The sequence below is a fragment of the Fructilactobacillus sp. X3R5C2 genome, assembly GCF_059901175.1.
Window position 1 is genome coordinate 192,295 of sequence record NZ_JBWXVC010000002.1, and the last position, 16,858, is coordinate 209,152.

The window sequence follows — 16,858 nt, forward strand, 5'->3', positions numbered from 1 at the left end:
GTTACTTTAACTTAGGAAAAACTAATGCAAAACAAAAAACTAATCGAACTATTCGTAAAATATATTGTAAACGAACGTCAATATTCAAAAGACACGGCTAAAGCTTACGAAGACGATCTTGAGGAATTTAATGTATTTCTACAGACGTCAGGAAATGCTAAAAGCTTTAAAAATATCGACAATTTTGACGTTGAAGTTTTCTTAGGTACTTTGCACGATAGAGGAGATGAGAATAGCACCATCGCTCGTAAAATTTCTTCATTAAGGTCTTTTTTTAATTTTTTGCTAAACAATGAACTAATTTCGGACAATCCGTTTGAATATGTTCACATAAAAAAGCATAATAAGCATTTACCAAGATTCTTTTATCAAAAAGAATTAGACATTCTTTTTAAAACAGCCGCAAGTAATCAGGACAAACGAATTGCTACTCGTGACAGTGCCATTCTCGAGGTTCTATACGGGACGGGAATGAGAGTCAGTGAGTGCTCCAATCTTGATATTAACGACATTGATTTTGATAATCGAATCATGCTTGTTTTAGGTAAGGGAAACAAGGAACGTTATCTGCCATTTGGAAGGTATGCTAAAAGTGCTATTTTACGATATATGGAGAAATGCCGAACGCCAATTATGCGTAAATATCATAAAGACCATCTTTACTTATTTATCAATCAGCATGGTGATAAACTGTCAAGCCGCGGTATTGAATACATTTTAGATGGAATTATGAAAAGAAGTGGTCTTAATAGTTCAATTCATCCTCACATGCTTCGTCATACATTTGCCACTCAAATGTTGAATAATGGAGCTGATCTTAGAACTGTTCAGGAATTGCTTGGTCATTCTGATTTATCTACAACCCAAATTTATACTCATGTTACTAAAGAAGGACTACTTAAGAACTACCAGAAGTTCTTTAAGCGTCCTGATGAAGATAATCCAAACTAACTTTTGAAGGGAATTTAATTATGACAGTAAAATTTGAAGCTACCACAATTTGCGCCATCAGACATAATGGTCACGTTGCACTAGCTGGTGACGGTCAAGTTACTATGGGAGAAAAAGTTATCATGAAGGGAACCGCACATAAAATCCGTCGGATCTTTGATGGGAAAGTTGGAGTCGGTTTTGCTGGAAGTGTTTCTGATGCATTTAACCTAGAAGAAAAGTTTGAAAAAAAGTTGAAAGAATATAGCGGCAACTTAAAAAGAGCTTCAGTAAAATTAGCTCAAGAATGGCGCGGCGATCAACAGTTACAAAAACTTGAGGCCATGCTAATTGTTGCCGATCATGATAATTTGCTTTTAGTATCTGGTTCAGGAGAAGTAATTGAGCCAGACGATGATATTTTAGCAATTGGATCTGGTGGTAATTTTGCATTAGCAGCAGCCACTGCAATGAAACATAAGGCGCCTGAAATGTCAGCTGAAGAAATTGCCAAAGCTGCTATTAACATCGCTGCTGACATTGATATTTTTACTAATCACAATGTAATTTCTGAAGAACTATAAACCGAGGTATTAATTAATGACAAAAGAAGAACAAATGACACCAAAAGAAATTGTTTCCCAATTAGATAATTATATTGTTGGACAGGACGATGCTAAGAAGTCTGTAGCAATCGCGTTGCGTAATCGTTACCGTCGTCTTCAATTAAGCCCACAGATGCAAGAGGACATTACTCCTAAAAACTTATTGATGATCGGTCCCACTGGAGTTGGTAAGACAGAAATTGCACGTCGTTTGGCTAAGATTGTAGACGCTCCATTTGTCAAAGTAGAAGCAACCAAATTCACTGAAGTTGGATACGTTGGTGGAGATGTTAATTCAATGGTTCGTGATTTAGTTGAGAGCTCAGTTCAAATGGAAAAGAAAATTGAGTTTAAAAACGTTAGACGTGAAGCTGAAAAGAAAGCGAATAAGGACTTGGCTGAGATCATTTCACGCGAAGAAAACCACGTAGATGATCCAGAAACAATCGCAAATAATGATAAAAAATTAGAAGATACGGTTAAAGAACTTAATAAAGCATTTAAGAAGGGGAAACCAATAGATCTATCTTGGTTAACTCAAAAAGATCCCTTCATGGATAATGACGAAAAGAATAAAATTAAAAATGATGCCGATCAAATTTTAAATCAAATTGAAAATGGCGAGTTAGAGGACCATGAAGTTAAAATCTCCATTGATGACCCAGCGACTGCACTAAACGCGGACAACAGCAAAATGGAACAAATGGGAATTAACTTGCAGGGATTAGAGAGTATGCTGCCAAAGAAGCAAGTTGAAAGAGTCCTTCCGTTAAAAGAAGCTCGTGAAGCATTAATCAATCAAGAATCAGAAACACTAATTGACGATGCCAAAGTGAATGGCTCAGCAATTAAACGTGCCGAAAATACCGGGATTATTTTTATAGATGAAATTGATAAATTGACTGGTGGAAACAAACAAACTCGTGGAGAAGTGTCAAGAGAAGGTGTTCAACGAGACATTTTACCAATCGTTGAAGGTGTAAATGTAAATACTAAGTATGGAGTCATAAATACCAATCACATCTTGTTTATCGGTTCCGGTGCTTTTGCTGATAGTAAGCCTTCAGATTTAATTCCTGAACTGCAAGGTCGATTCCCAATTCGAGTAGAATTAAATGATCTAAGTAAGAATGACTTTGTTAAAATTTTAACTGAACCGAGTGATGCATTAATTAAGCAATATGTAGCATTAATTGGGACGGATAATATTAAAGTAACTTTTACTAAGGAAGCAATTGAAAAAATTGCTGATATTGCATATTCTGTTAACCATGATACTGATAATATCGGTGCTAGACGGCTTCACACAATTCTAGAAAAATTACTTGAAGATATTTTGTATGAAGGACCAGATATGCATATGGGTGATATTACGATTAACCAACAATACGTTGAAGACAAAGTTGGTAATCTTGCGGCTGATGAAAATATAGCACGATATATTTTATAGTTTCTACATTTTGTGAAATAATATATAAAGAAAGGGAGGGATTAAATTGCCAGTTACACTAAAAAATAATTACTTAACGGTTCGAATTAATCAAAAAGGTGCTGAGATTGTTTCGGTTAAGGATCAAAGCGGTACTGAATATATTTGGGGTGCTAATAAAAAGTACTGGAAGCGTCATGCACCGATCTTGTTTCCAATCGTTGGTCGACTTCAAGATGATGATTATATTTACGATGGAAACAGTTATCATATGTATCAGCATGGTTTTGCTAGAGATAGTGAGTTTGAGATCGAATCTCACAACCAAACCGAAGTCAATTTTATGTTGCATTCGAGTGCGGCTACTAGAAAGATTTATCCCTTTAACTTTAATTTATCTATTCACTATGAGCTAGATGAACACACCATTGCGGTTGAAATGGTAGTAGAAAATATCAATCCAGATCCAATGTATTTCTCATTAGGAGCTCATCCAGGATTCAACGTCCCATTGTTTCCTAAGAAAGAAACATTTGATGATTATTCGGTCTCGATTGCTCCAAAGCATGACTATAAAACTGTTAGAATTGATCAGAATGGATACAGTAATATTAAACATCCAATTGAAAAAACGCTGAACAATCCACTACAGTTAAATCGTAACCTATTTATTCATGATGCAAAGGTGCTTGATATATCTGATAATGAGCAAACTACCGTTATGCTCCAATCAGATGTCACCGAGCATGGAGTCGCTTTGACTGCTTACGACTGTAAGTACATTGGTATCTGGTCAACTTATCCTAAAAATGCTCCCTTTGTGTGTTTAGAACCATGGTGGGGAATTGCTGATGAGGAAGGCAGTACTGGATTTTTAAAAGATAAGGCCGATATAAGTAAACTTGACCCAAACGAAAGCTTAAATGCTAATTTTGATATTACTTTCTTCTAAATAAGATTAAATTAAATAAGGGACACTCGTTGAGTGCCCCCTTATTTATGCTGTTTTTTTGAAGGAATGGATTTCTTTACGTATTTTAAGTACCAGTAATAAAGACCAAACGGAACGAGATTTTCATCTCCATGAATAATCTTAATGATGTTGTTACGGTGGCGATAGAAAGTAAAGATTGTTAAACAAATTGCTAGAATTGTCAGTGCTGGATCATTTTCAAATAATGATGCAATAACAATAATGGTAAAGCCTAGCATACTAGCAAGACTTACCATACTAGTAACAAAGATACAGATAATCCAAGTTCCGGCCGCAATGCAGAAAAAGACGAAGTTATATGCCCAAAGCATCCCGGCACTAGTTGCGACTGCCTTACCACCACGAAAATGATCAAAAATTGAATAAGTATGGCCTAAGATCGCTGCCAGTCCAAAAATGAGTGGGTACCATGAATGGATTCCAAACTGCATTGGTAACCAAGTAGCAATGGCGCCCTTAGCAATATCAAGAATCATCACAATGGTTCCTGCAAACCATCCTAGTACCCGATAAGTGTTGGTAGCGCCAATATTTTTGGAGCCATGTCGTCTAATGTCGATATGAAAAAATACTTTGCCAATCCAAATTCCGTTGGGAATTGATCCCAATAAATAAGCAAAGATTAGGAGAATAATAAATTTAACCATATCTTCCTCCGTATTATTAATGTAATATATAAGTCCCAAAAGTTTATTTTATCATTAAAAAGATGATTTTAAAATTTAGTTTGGAAAAATGAGCTAACTTTAAAACGTCTTTGCAATCAAGTTTAAATAGGTTATTATTAAAAACGATGACTAAAAGAAGGAGTCTTTCCTAATGACACAGGCAAAAAAGCAAGAGTATGATGACTCTTCAATTCAAGTTTTACATGGTTTAGAAGCAGTTCGAAAACGACCTGGTATGTACATAGGTTCTACTGATTCAAAGGGATTGCACCATTTAGTTTACGAAATTGTTGACAATGCAGTCGATGAAGCATTAGCTGGCTATGGTGATGAAATCAACGTTACCATTCACGAAGATGATAGTATCACAGTGGTTGATCATGGGCGTGGTATGCCAACTGGAATGCATTCTTCTGGAAAACCAACTCCTGAAGTAATTTTAACGGTTCTTCATGCTGGTGGGAAATTTGGCCAAGGAGGATATAAAACTTCTGGGGGATTGCACGGAGTTGGGTCAAGTGTTGTTAATGCACTTTCAACTCATTTAACGGTTCAAATTGTCCGTAATGGTACTCTTTATCAAGAAGATTTTAAAAATGGTGGGCATCCTGTTGGAACCCTAAAAAAAATTGGAAAAACCAATAAACATACTGGAACGACTGTCACATTTAAACCTGATCCGGACATCTTTACTACTACAACTTATAATTATGATATCTTGGCAGAACGGCTTCGTGAGTCTGCCTTTTTGCTGAAGGGCGTTAAAATAACGCTTAAAGATGAAAGACCCGGAAAGATTCGTGAAGATGAATTTCAGTTCAAAGATGGTATTAAGGAATTTGTTGACTATCTGAACGAAGGCAAAAGTACCCTTGGAAAAGTTATGTATTTCGATGGTAAAAAAGATGGCATCGAAGTTGAAGTTGCTGCTCAATACAATGACGGCTATACCGAAAATATGCTTTCATTTGTTAACAATGTGAGAACTAAGGACGGTGGGAGTCATGAAGCCGGCTTTAGGAGTGCATGGACCAAGTCCTTCAATGAATACGCTAGAAAAGTTGATTTATTAAAAGATAAAGACAAGAACCTGGAGGGAAACGATGTTCGTGAGGGGTTAACTGCTGTCGTAGCGTTAAAAGTACCTGAAGAACTGCTCCAATTTGAGGGTCAAACTAAAGAAAAGTTGGGAACCCCGATTGCAAGGTCAGTTGTTGATAGTGTTGTTTCAGAACAATTACTTTATTACCTCATGGAAAATAGTGACTTTGCTAAAACTTTGATTAAAAAGGCCACCAATGCGCGCACAGCGCGTGAGGCTGCTAAAAAGGCTCGGGAAGAAAGTCGACACGGTAAAAAGAAAAAGAAACGAGAACGACTCCTTTCTGGGAAACTGACCCCAGCTCAGTCAAAAGATACGAGTGAAAACGAATTATTTCTAGTTGAAGGAGATTCGGCCGGAGGCTCCGCTAAGCAAGGACGAGATCGAAAGCATCAAGCAATTTTACCGTTACGTGGGAAGGTTCTAAACACTGAACGTGCTAAACTTCCCGATATTATGAAAAATGAGGAAATTAGTACGATTATCTACACAGTAGGAGCGGGTGTAGGAACTGATTTTAAGATCGAGGAATCAAATTATGACAAAATTATTATCATGACAGATGCGGACGATGATGGTGCCCACATTCAGATCCTCCTTTTGACTTTCTTCTATAAATATATGCGGCCAATGATTGAAGCAGGTAAGGTATATATTGCGTTACCGCCACTTTATAAATTGCAACATGGTAAAGGGAAGAGATCCAAAGTAGAATATGCTTGGACCAATGAAGAACGTGATCAAGACATTAAAGATTTTAAATCAGGATATTCGTTACAGCGTTTCAAAGGTTTGGGCGAGATGAACGCGGATCAATTATGGGAAACTACGATGGATCCTGCCAAAAGGACTTTAATTCGAGTTCGAATCGATGATGCAGCTGATGCAGAACGACAAGTATCAACTTTAATGGGTAATAAAGTAGAACCACGTCGAAAATGGATTGAAAATAACGTTCAATTTAATCTCGAAGAAGACGGAAGTATTTTAGATAATACTGAGAAAAATTAGCTTGGAGGTGATGAAATGGCACATAGATCTAAAATTAAAGATTTAACTCTTTCAGAAGTTATGGACGAACGGTTTAGTCGTTATTCTAAATCAATTATTCAAGAGAGAGCATTGCCAGACGTCCGTGATGGACTTAAACCCGTTCAAAGACGGATTTTGTATGCCATGAATAAGGATGGCAATACTTCTTCTAAAGGATTTAGAAAAGCAGCTAAATCAGTTGGTAACGTCATGGGTAATTTTCATCCTCATGGCGATAGTTCAATCTATGAAGCTATGGTTCGTATGAGTCAAGACTGGAAACTACGGGAACCGTTGATTGAGATGCACGGAAACAATGGTTCAATGGATGGTGACCCTCCAGCAGCCATGCGTTACACAGAAGCTCGCTTAAGTAAAATATCAGATGAAATGTTGCGGGATATCGATAAGGATACCGTTGATTGGGTTTTAAACTTTGATGATACGGAGTATGAACCTGTCGTTCTTCCTTCTAGATTTCCTAACTTACTAGTAAATGGTGCTACTGGAATTTCAGCGGGATATGCCACCGAAATTCCACCACACAATCTCGGTGAAGTAATTGATGCATTAATTTATCTACAAAAGCATCCAAATGCCACACTTGATAGTCTGATGAAGTACGTTAAAGGACCAGACTTTCCAACTGGCGGAATCATTCAGGGACTTGACGGAATTAAACAGGCCTACGAAACTGGTAAGGGACGCATCATGATCCGTTCTAAAACTTCAATCGAGGCATTACGTGGAAATAAACAGATGATCAAGATAACCGAAATTCCTTATGAAGTTAATAAGGCTCAATTAGTCAAACAAATTGACGAAGTTAGGATCAACAAAAAAATCGATGGAATTGCCGAAGTAAGAGACGAATCAGATCGCGAAGGATTGACGATTGCAATTGAGTTAAAGCGGGACGTTGATAGTACTAGTATCTTAAATTACTTGTTTAAAAATACTGACCTGCAAATTTCGTATAATTTTAATGTCGTTGCTATTAGCAATATGGCACCAAAAAGGCTTTCTCTAAAAGAAATCTTAGTTGCTTACTTGGATTATCAACGCGATGTTATATCTAAAAGAACTAAATTTAATTTAGATAAAGCCAATGCACGACAACACATTGTCTTGGGTTTGATTAAGGCATTATCAATCCTAGACCAGGTGATTAAAACCATTCGTGCTAGTAAAGATAAACAAGATGCGCGAAATAATTTAATTTCTGAATACGATTTTTCCGAAAAACAAGCGGATGCGATTGTTGCCTTACAATTGTATCGTTTAACTAATACAGATGTTACTGAATTAAAAAAAGAAAACGCTGATTTGGCAGCTAAAATTGCTGAATATGAGACTATTTTAGCAAGTCCGGATGAACTTGACTCTGTTTTAAGAAGCGAACTTAGAGACATCGCAAAACGTTACCGTAATCCACGTCGTACTAAAATTGAAGACAAAATTCAAAATCTGGAAGTTAGTGAGGAAGTTACGCTTCCGGACGAAAATGTAATGGTAATGGTAAGTAATGATGGTTATCTAAAACGCAGTAGTCTTCGCTCATTTAATGCGTCTGAGATCACTGATAACGGCTTAAAAGACGATGACCATGCTGTTTACCTAAATGAATTAAACACTCGTGATTCGCTGTTTATGTTCACTGACAAGGGTAATATGATTTATCGCCGTGTTTATGAAGTCGAAGACGTTAAGTGGAAAGACACGGGAGAACATATCTCAAGAATGAATGGGCTTGATGCCAATGAAAAAATCATTGCGGTTTATGACTTCTCTGATCTAAGTAAACAAGATGGTGAATTTGTAATTACAACTAGTGCTGGCCATATTAAGCGCACTGAATTTAGTAAATTACTTCCCAGTCGTACCTATAAAAGTCGCGCTGCAATGTATGAAAAATTGAAGGAACCGCTATCAAAAGTAGTCAATGTCTCATACAATCGGGTTGAAGATCCTGGTAGTGTCTTATTGATGACAGAAAAAGGAATGGCACTTAGATACGACTTACAGGAAGTTTCATTGAATGGTCCGAGGACTACAGGAGTGAAGGCAATTAGTTTGGCTGATGATGATCACGTCATTGACATGCAATTTGTAAATGATGAGTCTGAAATTGGAGTTGTTTTCCAAAGTGGGAACTTTAAAAAGATGAGAGTAAGCGACATTCCAGTGACTAGCCGCGCACGAAAAGGAATTAAAGTCTTAAAGGAATTTAAAACCAAAAGTAATCTGTTAGCTGATTTTATCAAAATTGATTCTAGTGATGAAACGCTTAAAATTTATACTGATCACACAACTTCACACGAAGTGGTCTTGGGTGACTACGGAACATCTGGTCGTTTGTCAAACGGATCGTCCGTAATGAATACGAAGATGATTGGAACTCCAATTTTGATTGCTCATGACACTTTAAAACAATCTCAAGTTGATAATTTGCTATAGTAAATATAGTGATTTCGTGATAATATACACAATATAATAATAAATGTTAGTGCGAGGTATTAGTTTTGAGAGAATCTAAGAGGGAATCATTATTTTCATCCAAGGCTTTGGTATATTTCTTACAATTATCTGAATCGCTGAACTATACAAAAGCTGCGGGTATTTTAGGAATTACACAGCCTGCACTATCCCAACAAATTAAAAAATTAGAAAATAAGCTCCATGCTAACTTATTTTATTCTGTTGGTAAACAAATTCATTTAACTGATGCGGGTTATACTTTAAAAAATGCTACCGAGGAAGTATATGGAATCCTTGATAATGCTACTGATGAAATTGAATCATATTCAAGCTCAATCCGTGGAACAATTAAGGTTGGAATTCTTTCTGCAATTGAAGATGAAATATTTGAAAATTTTGCCCTATATTTCTATGAAAAGAATCCAGATTTGCGAATTGAAATGTACATGTTGACTCAACAAACATTAATCTCTGATCTTGAAAGTGGAAGAATTGATTTAGCCATTATGTACCTACCAAACGAGAAATTGCATAATTGGAAGGGAATGGCCATTAAACCGATTACTCACGATACTTTGTGCTATGTTCATCATGATAAAAGTAAAATTGGAAGTAAAATCAATCTTAAAAAAGTTGTTGGGCCAATGGTAGGCTTTCCCAATGGTTATTACTTTAATCAATTTTTAAAGAATATTTACAGCGCCAAGCGCTATGAAATGCCAAAAATGGAAGTATGTTTTACAAGACCAGTGCAAATCATAGAATTTGCTTTATCATCTGGGTTAAATACCATTCTACCGAAGACCTTTATGATGACACGTGATCGAACTAAAATGGCTCGAAAGAATACTTATTATACTGATATTATTCCTGATTTTTCTCTTCAAGCCGTTGCCGTCTATCGTGATACTAAAGATGGTATTCCGCGGTTAAATAAATTATTTGACGAATTTAGTGGTTTTGTAGGAGAATATGAGCAGGCTAAAGATGTATACTTAAGTAGTATTAATATAGAAGTTAGAGATCGTCAGAGACTCTTGGAAATATGGAAAAAGAGGAGAGAGAATCATGAGTAAAGAACTAGTTTTTGGACATAAAGTACCGGATACGGATGCAATTGTGGCTGCAATGGCACTCGCATATTTGAAGAAACAAGACGGGTATGATGTAGAAGCAGTCGCTTTAGGCAATCCCAATGCTGAAACTAAGTATGTGCTTGATTACTTTGATACTAAGGCACCACGTGTGATTGAACGTGCAAAACCTGAAGTTGATAAAGTAATGCTAGTCGACCACAACGAACCTCAACAAAGTGTAAGTGATATTGATCAATTAACCGTAACTGATGTTGTTGATCATCACCGAATTAATGGATTTAACACTGCTGCACCTTTGTATTATCGTGCTGCACCTTATGGATGCTGCAGTACAATTATTACTAAGATGTTTTCAGAAGAGGGTATTAAAATTCCCAAGAAATTAGCCGGTTTAATGTTGTCAGCTATTATCTCTGACACTTTATTGTTAAAATCACCGACTACTACTGATTTTGATCGCGATGCACTCAAAGCTTTAGCGGACATTGCCGGAATCGATGATTACGAAGATTATGGCGTTAAAATGCTTAAGGCCGGGACTAACGTTGACGCAAAAACTGATCAACAGCTTATTGACGGAGATGCTAAGTCATTTACGTTAGGTGGTAAGAATGTCAGGATCGACCAAATTAACGTTGTCGATTTAGACGATATTACCAAACGTGCTGATGATATTAAGAAAGCTATGAAGGCCGAATCTAAGGATAAGGGCTATGATTTATTCTTAGTGCTTGTAACCAATATTCTTGATAGTAATTCAGAACTAATTGTAGTTGGGAAACCAAAGAGCGTGGTCGAACAAGCTTTTGATAACAAATTCAATGATGATGACATTATGAATTTGCCTGGAGTCGTTTCTAGAAAAAAGCAAGTTGTTCCCCCATTAACTGATGCATTAGAAAAAGAATAGTTATAAAAAATCCACTTAATTGTGGATTTTTTGGTTTAAAACAAATTGTTTGCTATTTAATTGGATAAGATATAAATTAAATATAGAAACAAATAGGAGGTTTATATTATGGCTGAAAATAATAAAGATGATTTGAGAAACCGCTTAACACCTGAGCAATACAACGTAACTCAAAATGCTGGAACTGAACCTGCATTTACTGGCAAATATGATGATTTTTATAAAAAAGGAATCTATGTTGATGTTGTAAATGGTAAGCCATTATTTAGTTCTGCTGATAAGTATGACGCTGGTTGTGGCTGGCCATCATTTACTAAACCAATTAGTGAAGACGAATTAAAGAATGATACTGATACTTCTTTTGGTATGATTAGACAAGAAGTTCGTGGTGCAGACTCTAAGTCCCATCTAGGACACGTCTTTCCAGATGGACCGCAAGACAAGGGTGGTTTACGTTACTGTATTAACTCTGCCGCTCTTAAGTTCATCCCTTATGATAAGATGGACGAAGAAGGGTATGGCAAATACAAAAAGTTTGTTGAATAATACAAATAACTGAAATAGAGGTCTTTATTAATGAGTGATAAAAAAGAAACAGCAATTTTTGCCGGTGGTTGTTTCTGGTGCATGGTCCAACCATTTGATCAGATGCCAGGAATTATTTCCGTTGTATCTGGATACACAGGTGGTCATGTCCCAAATCCAACTTATGAGCAAGTTGCTTCAGGTACTACCGGTCACACAGAAGCAGTTAAAATTACTTTTGATCCGAGCATCATTTCATATAAAAAATTAGTTGAAATCTATTGGCATCAAACTGATCCAACCGACGCAATGGGACAATTCCAAGATCGTGGTGATTCTTATCGTCCCGTTATTTACGTTAATAGTCCTGAACAACGCAAAATTGCTGAAGAATCTAAGAAAGAACTGGAAAATAGCGGTGAATTTGATGAACCAATCGTAACCAAAATTGAAGATGCTCAACCATTTTATCCGGCTGAGGATTACCATCAGGACTTTTATAAGAAGAATCCACTTCGTTATGCAATGGAAGAGAGTGGTGGACGGAAAAAGTTCATTGATGATCATTGGAAGAAGTAAATAAGTCAACAAAAAGAATGCCAATCTGACATTCTTTTTTCATGACTAGTTATATGTAGTAAAATAAAAGGAGGTATGAGATTAGTAATAAAGTAATTCTAATCTCATATTAATACTGAGTATATTCTGGGAGGTATTACAATGGCTGAAGAAAAGATAAGACCAAATAAATCGCAAGACGTTTGGAAAGATACTGGTGAAAACGTTGAATTTGCTACTTTAGAATTAACTAGAAAAGATCAAAAAGCGGCTCAAGAAGGAATCCAAGATTTTGCTGATCGTTCACAATCCATTATTAGATCAATGAGAATTAGAGAACCTGAAGCAAACCTTAGAGTTGCCATTGGCTTTAGTAGCAAAGCTTGGGACTACTTGTTTCCGAAGGCTAATAAACCTAAAGAATTAGAAGATTTTACTGGTGTTAGAGGTCCAAACTATTCGATGCCATCGTCTGAAGGAGACATCTTTCTTCATATTCGTGCTAATACTGAAGCCGTTGTATACGAAGTTACTACTCAATTCATGCTCTTTTTAAGAGATTTTACTAAAGTAGTGAACGAAACTCATGGTTTTAGATATTTAGAGGGAAGAGCTATTATCGGTTTCATTGATGGGACTGAAGTTCCACAAGTTGAAGATGTTGCTCCATACGCGCTTATTGGTGATGAAGATCCTGAATTTATCAATGGTTCATATGCTTTTGCACAAAAATGGCATCATAACATGGACTATTGGAATCACCTAGATACTACTACTCAAGATAAAGCCATTGGAAGAGAGAAATTTTCTGACTTAGAATTACCGGATGAAGAAAAATTTAAAAATGCCCATAATGTAACTTCAAACACATCCGTTGACGGAGTTGAACAAAAAATTGTCAGGATGAATGTTCCTTATTCTGATCCTGCTAACAATGATACAGGAACTTACTTTATTGCGTATTCACGATACTGGCACGTTATTAAGGGCATGCTTCAACAGATGGTTGATGAAGATGATTTCTTGTTAACGTTCTCAACCTTATTAACTGGTCAAACTTTTTTCATCCCTTCAAGACCAATGCTTGAAAAAATTGCTGATGGGGATTTGAATTAGTCATCAGTAAATTTTTAAAAATTATTGATTAATTATCATTGACAAAAACGTTGGTTAAGCATAATGTACTGTCTAAAGAAAATGCTAAGAAAAGATGAGTACTGAACCAACCATGATACAGAAAGCAAGCGACGCTGAGATGTTTGCATATTGGCATTTAGGAAAATGGTCTTGGAGCATATATAGACAAGTTATTTACAAGTCATATTTGGATGGCGTCCATTAGAGCGCTATACACTGCTTAATTTATTCTAGATATAATTAGCAATGTTACTGAGGATTGGCAGAAAACTGACAATCAAGGCTCGGTGGTACCGCGTTTATTCGTCCAAGCTCTTGAAACAAAAGTTTCAAGGGCTTTTTTGTATTTTCTTTTAATATAATAAAACAACGGAGGCATAATATGTCTGATAATATTTTTGATTTAGCAATCATTGGAACAGGATCAGTTGGTTCGGCGGCAGGATATTACGCCAGTCAAAATAATAGCAATATTTTAGAGCTGGATATTGCTAAACCCCCACATACACTAGGATCACATCACGGGCAGACTAGAATTATCCGGCATGCCTATGGTGAGGGAGAGAAGTATATCCAGCTACTACTAGAAGCTCAAAGATTATGGGATAAACTCCAGAAACAGACGGGCAAACGTCTTTTCCATAAAACTGGCGTTCTGACCGTTGGGCCAAAAGATTCAGCATTTTTAAATAATATCAAAGCGTCTGCCAATGACTACGATATTGATATTGTTCCTTATACTTCAACTGAAATTCACGATCAATGGCATAACTGGAATTTTAACGATCAATACGAAGGGATTTTAGAGCCAGGTGCAGGGTATTTAGAATCAGAGGAAATTATTAAAACATATATCGAAGGTGCTAAAAATAATGGCGTTACCCAAAGCTTTGATAGTTTTGTTAGAAAGATTGATCAGCAAGACAATGGAATTGTTGAGATTAAAACACAAGATCATACTTTTTATGCCAAAAATGTCATTTTATCAGCAGGAACCTGGGTCAAACAACTATTGCCAAATTTACCAATCACGCCAACAAGAAAGGTATTTGCATGGTTTAACGTCGCCGATAACGGTTTAAATGAAAATGAAGGGTTCCCAGCTTTTACGGTAGAACTTGCAAATGCTATTCAGTATTACGGTTTCCCAGGAAGTAATGGCACCATTAAAATTGGACGTCACCAGGGTGGTCAAAAGATTAAAAATAGAAAAGAAAGGGGCAATTTTGGCGATTATTCTGAAGATTTAGATGAAATCGATCCATTACTAAAGCATCATTTGACAGGGACTGATGGTATTGACCATGGTGGTACATGTTCGTATGATCTTTCTCCTGACGGTGATTTTATTATTGACCGGATTCCATCCATGAATAAGATTCAAATTGTAACTGGATTAAGTGGACACGGATTCAAATTTTCCAGTGTACTTGGTAAACTATTAAGTGATCAAGCTCTTGGAAAATCAAATCCTTATAACTTAGAACCATTTAGATTAGACCGTTTTAACCACTGAAAATAATCAAAAATTTAATCGATGAAATAACAACAAATGCTGTTGTTATTTTTTTGAAAGCAAGCCAATAATGAAGGTTATTTAAAAGCACTCATTATTAGCGTATCATTGAGTATAGAAACTATTTAAATAAGACTTTGATGTTGACCGAACGTTGAGCTTTAATGGTGTTGAAATAAATTCAGAAATTGTAAATGCAATTAAACAACTAGCAAAACGTAATGAAATTATCTTTGATTAAACCAGGCCAATCAGATATCTAATTTCAAGCGTACCAACATTTAAAAATAAGACATTAGTAGGTGCAAACGGGGCGCTTGTATCAAGAAATGGTCATACTTATTCAATAAAACCCATTAGTAATTGTGATATACAATTGACTAAAAATATCATTAAAAAATACGATTTAAATTACATAATTGATGATAATTGGAATTACAGTGATAAAGTAAGCGCTTTAAATCCAATATTTAAGCAACTAGACTCAAATCAATTAGCTGAAAATGTAGCTATCTCATCAATCAAAAAAGCCGTTAAAATCATTTTATTGGACATAAATAGTGACTTAATTGATAAAATACAGTATTCATTAAACAAAATACGTCATTTTGGCGAAAAGAATATTGATCTGACAGCTCAAAATATTAACAAATTCAGTACATTAAGAATTATAACCGATAGAAACTATTAGAAACTAGATTGCGTTTGGAAACGATAGTAACGATCAAGAATTACTCGCGAAAACTTTTAAAAGTAGATGAATCTACAGTCAGATCAAATTATTGTGAATCCAAATGATGAAGTTGCAAAATCAATTCAAAGTTATACAAATGATGATAATCTAAAATGAGTATGAATTGGTCTTTTCTTAAAATTAAGTCTACTTCGTATAATATATATTATGTAAACTAGAAAAAGAATAAATAATTAAGTGCTTCCCCTCTATAAATATATATTAAAAAGAACACCATTTTTGGTGTTCTTTAATTTCCAACTTATTTTATCTATTAATATCTTTGATCCATCCTAATGCAAGAGCTCCGCTACCTAAATGGGTTCCAATTGCAGGACCAAAATATCCGCGGGTAACTTTCATATTTGGATATTTTTCTTGAATGGATTTCTGCCAAACATCAGCTTCTTTGGGGTTATTGGCATCAATTACAGCAACTTCAATTGGATAATTGGCTTTTGATACTGCTTGAGAAAATAAATCTTCAACACGTTTAAGTGCCTTTTTCTTAGAACGAACCTTATCAAATGCTACGATCTCATCAGTTTGGTTATCAAAAGTTAAAATGGGCTTTATGTTTAATAGTCCACCTACAAACGCTGTTGCATTTGATAAACGCCCACCCTTCACTAGGTTATCTAAATCATCGACAACAATTAACTCATCAATGGTTGACCGAAGAAGTTTAAGTTTTTGAATAATTTCTTCTGGAGGAACATTATTTTGTGCTAAATTAGCTGCATATTTCACTAAAGCAGCCATTGGATCAACAGTAATTCCAGAATTAAAAGGATAAATTTTGATGTTATCCATCATTTTGGCTACATTACAAACTGCTTGATACATGCCAGAAATGGTTGAAGCTAAATGAATACTAATCACTGCATCATAACCATCGTCAGCTAATTTATTATATTCTTCAATTAGTGCTCCAATTGGCGGCTGTGAAGTCGTCGGTAATTTGGGTGACTCTTTAAGCTTTTGGTAGAATTCCTTATTTGTAATGTCAATTCCTTCGCGGTAACTTTTACCGTTGAAGATTACGGAGATTGGAATAATATGAACATTATATTTTTTGATATCTTCCTTAGATAAATACGATGTACTATCAGTAACAATCGCTGTCTTCATTTCTTTCACCTAA

At 35.7% G+C, this 16,858-nt stretch carries 15 protein-coding genes; 13 read left to right on the plus strand and 2 right to left on the minus strand.

Annotation, left to right across the window (positions count from 1 at the left end):
• The first annotated feature begins 24 nt into the window (after positions 1 to 24).
• From xerC to AC6UD4_RS03035, 4 genes are read left to right on the plus strand one after another with little or no spacing between them, the layout of a single operon-like run.
• Positions 25 to 951 (plus strand): tyrosine recombinase XerC, encoded by a 927-nt coding sequence (xerC, locus tag AC6UD4_RS03020; RefSeq protein WP_500693767.1) that lies wholly within the window; start codon positions 25 to 27, stop codon positions 949 to 951.
• A 20-nt stretch (positions 952 to 971) separates the two neighbouring features.
• Complete coding sequence (gene hslV / locus AC6UD4_RS03025; RefSeq protein ID WP_500695638.1) at positions 972 to 1,514, plus strand: HslVU peptidase proteolytic subunit; 543 nt, start codon at positions 972 to 974, stop codon at positions 1,512 to 1,514.
• A gap of 16 nt (positions 1,515 to 1,530) precedes the next feature.
• Positions 1,531 to 2,985 carry an ATP-dependent protease ATPase subunit HslU gene (gene hslU / locus AC6UD4_RS03030; RefSeq protein ID WP_500693765.1) on the plus strand — a complete coding sequence of 485 codons (1,455 nt, stop codon included), beginning with the start codon at positions 1,531 to 1,533 and terminating at the stop codon, positions 2,983 to 2,985.
• Positions 2,986 to 3,031: 46 nt separating this feature from the next.
• Entirely contained in the window at positions 3,032 to 3,916 is an 885-nt protein-coding gene (locus AC6UD4_RS03035) for an aldose 1-epimerase family protein (protein WP_500693764.1), read from the plus strand.
• Positions 3,917 to 3,957: 41 nt separating this feature from the next.
• Here AC6UD4_RS03035 and plsY read toward each other — a convergent pair whose 3' ends face one another.
• Positions 3,958 to 4,605, minus strand: a complete 648-nt coding sequence (plsY, locus tag AC6UD4_RS03040) for a glycerol-3-phosphate 1-O-acyltransferase PlsY (protein WP_500693763.1) — start codon at positions 4,603 to 4,605, stop codon at positions 3,958 to 3,960.
• A gap of 172 nt (positions 4,606 to 4,777) precedes the next feature.
• Here plsY and parE point away from each other — a divergent pair, with 172 nt between their 5' ends.
• From parE to AC6UD4_RS03085, 9 genes are all read left to right on the plus strand, one after another.
• Complete coding sequence (parE, locus tag AC6UD4_RS03045; protein ID WP_500693762.1) at positions 4,778 to 6,739, plus strand: DNA topoisomerase IV subunit B; 1,962 nt, start codon at positions 4,778 to 4,780, stop codon at positions 6,737 to 6,739.
• Between the two features lie 15 nt (positions 6,740 to 6,754).
• Complete coding sequence (gene parC, locus AC6UD4_RS03050; RefSeq protein WP_500693761.1) at positions 6,755 to 9,217, plus strand: DNA topoisomerase IV subunit A; 2,463 nt, start codon at positions 6,755 to 6,757, stop codon at positions 9,215 to 9,217.
• A gap of 65 nt (positions 9,218 to 9,282) precedes the next feature.
• A complete protein-coding gene (locus AC6UD4_RS03055; protein ID WP_500693760.1) occupies positions 9,283 to 10,314 on the plus strand; it encodes a LysR family transcriptional regulator in 1,032 nt (343 codons plus the stop codon).
• On the plus strand, positions 10,307 to 11,245 hold the full coding sequence (locus AC6UD4_RS03060) for a manganese-dependent inorganic pyrophosphatase (RefSeq protein WP_500693759.1): 939 nt from the start codon (positions 10,307 to 10,309) through the stop codon (positions 11,243 to 11,245). Before AC6UD4_RS03055 ends, AC6UD4_RS03060 begins: the two co-directional genes overlap by 8 nt.
• 108 nt (positions 11,246 to 11,353) lie before the next feature.
• Positions 11,354 to 11,791 (plus strand): peptide-methionine (R)-S-oxide reductase MsrB, encoded by a 438-nt coding sequence (gene msrB, locus AC6UD4_RS03065; RefSeq protein ID WP_500693758.1) that lies wholly within the window; start codon positions 11,354 to 11,356, stop codon positions 11,789 to 11,791.
• A 30-nt stretch (positions 11,792 to 11,821) separates the two neighbouring features.
• Positions 11,822 to 12,349 (plus strand): peptide-methionine (S)-S-oxide reductase MsrA, encoded by a 528-nt coding sequence (gene msrA / locus AC6UD4_RS03070; RefSeq protein ID WP_500693757.1) that lies wholly within the window; start codon positions 11,822 to 11,824, stop codon positions 12,347 to 12,349.
• Between the two features lie 141 nt (positions 12,350 to 12,490).
• On the plus strand, positions 12,491 to 13,444 hold the full coding sequence (locus AC6UD4_RS03075; protein ID WP_500693756.1) for a Dyp-type peroxidase: 954 nt from the start codon (positions 12,491 to 12,493) through the stop codon (positions 13,442 to 13,444).
• Positions 13,445 to 13,847: 403 nt separating this feature from the next.
• Positions 13,848 to 14,981, plus strand: a complete 1,134-nt coding sequence (gene solA, locus AC6UD4_RS03080; RefSeq protein WP_500693755.1) for an N-methyl-L-tryptophan oxidase — start codon at positions 13,848 to 13,850, stop codon at positions 14,979 to 14,981.
• 376 nt (positions 14,982 to 15,357) lie between these two features.
• Positions 15,358 to 15,672, plus strand: coding sequence for a hypothetical protein (locus tag AC6UD4_RS03085; protein WP_500693754.1), 315 nt, complete (start codon positions 15,358 to 15,360; stop codon positions 15,670 to 15,672).
• Positions 15,673 to 15,981: 309 nt separating this feature from the next.
• Here the strand turns inward: AC6UD4_RS03085 and AC6UD4_RS03090 are convergent, their stop codons facing one another.
• Positions 15,982 to 16,845, minus strand: a complete 864-nt coding sequence (locus AC6UD4_RS03090) for a DegV family protein (RefSeq protein ID WP_500693753.1) — start codon at positions 16,843 to 16,845, stop codon at positions 15,982 to 15,984.
• Between the last annotated feature and the right edge of the window lie 13 nt (positions 16,846 to 16,858).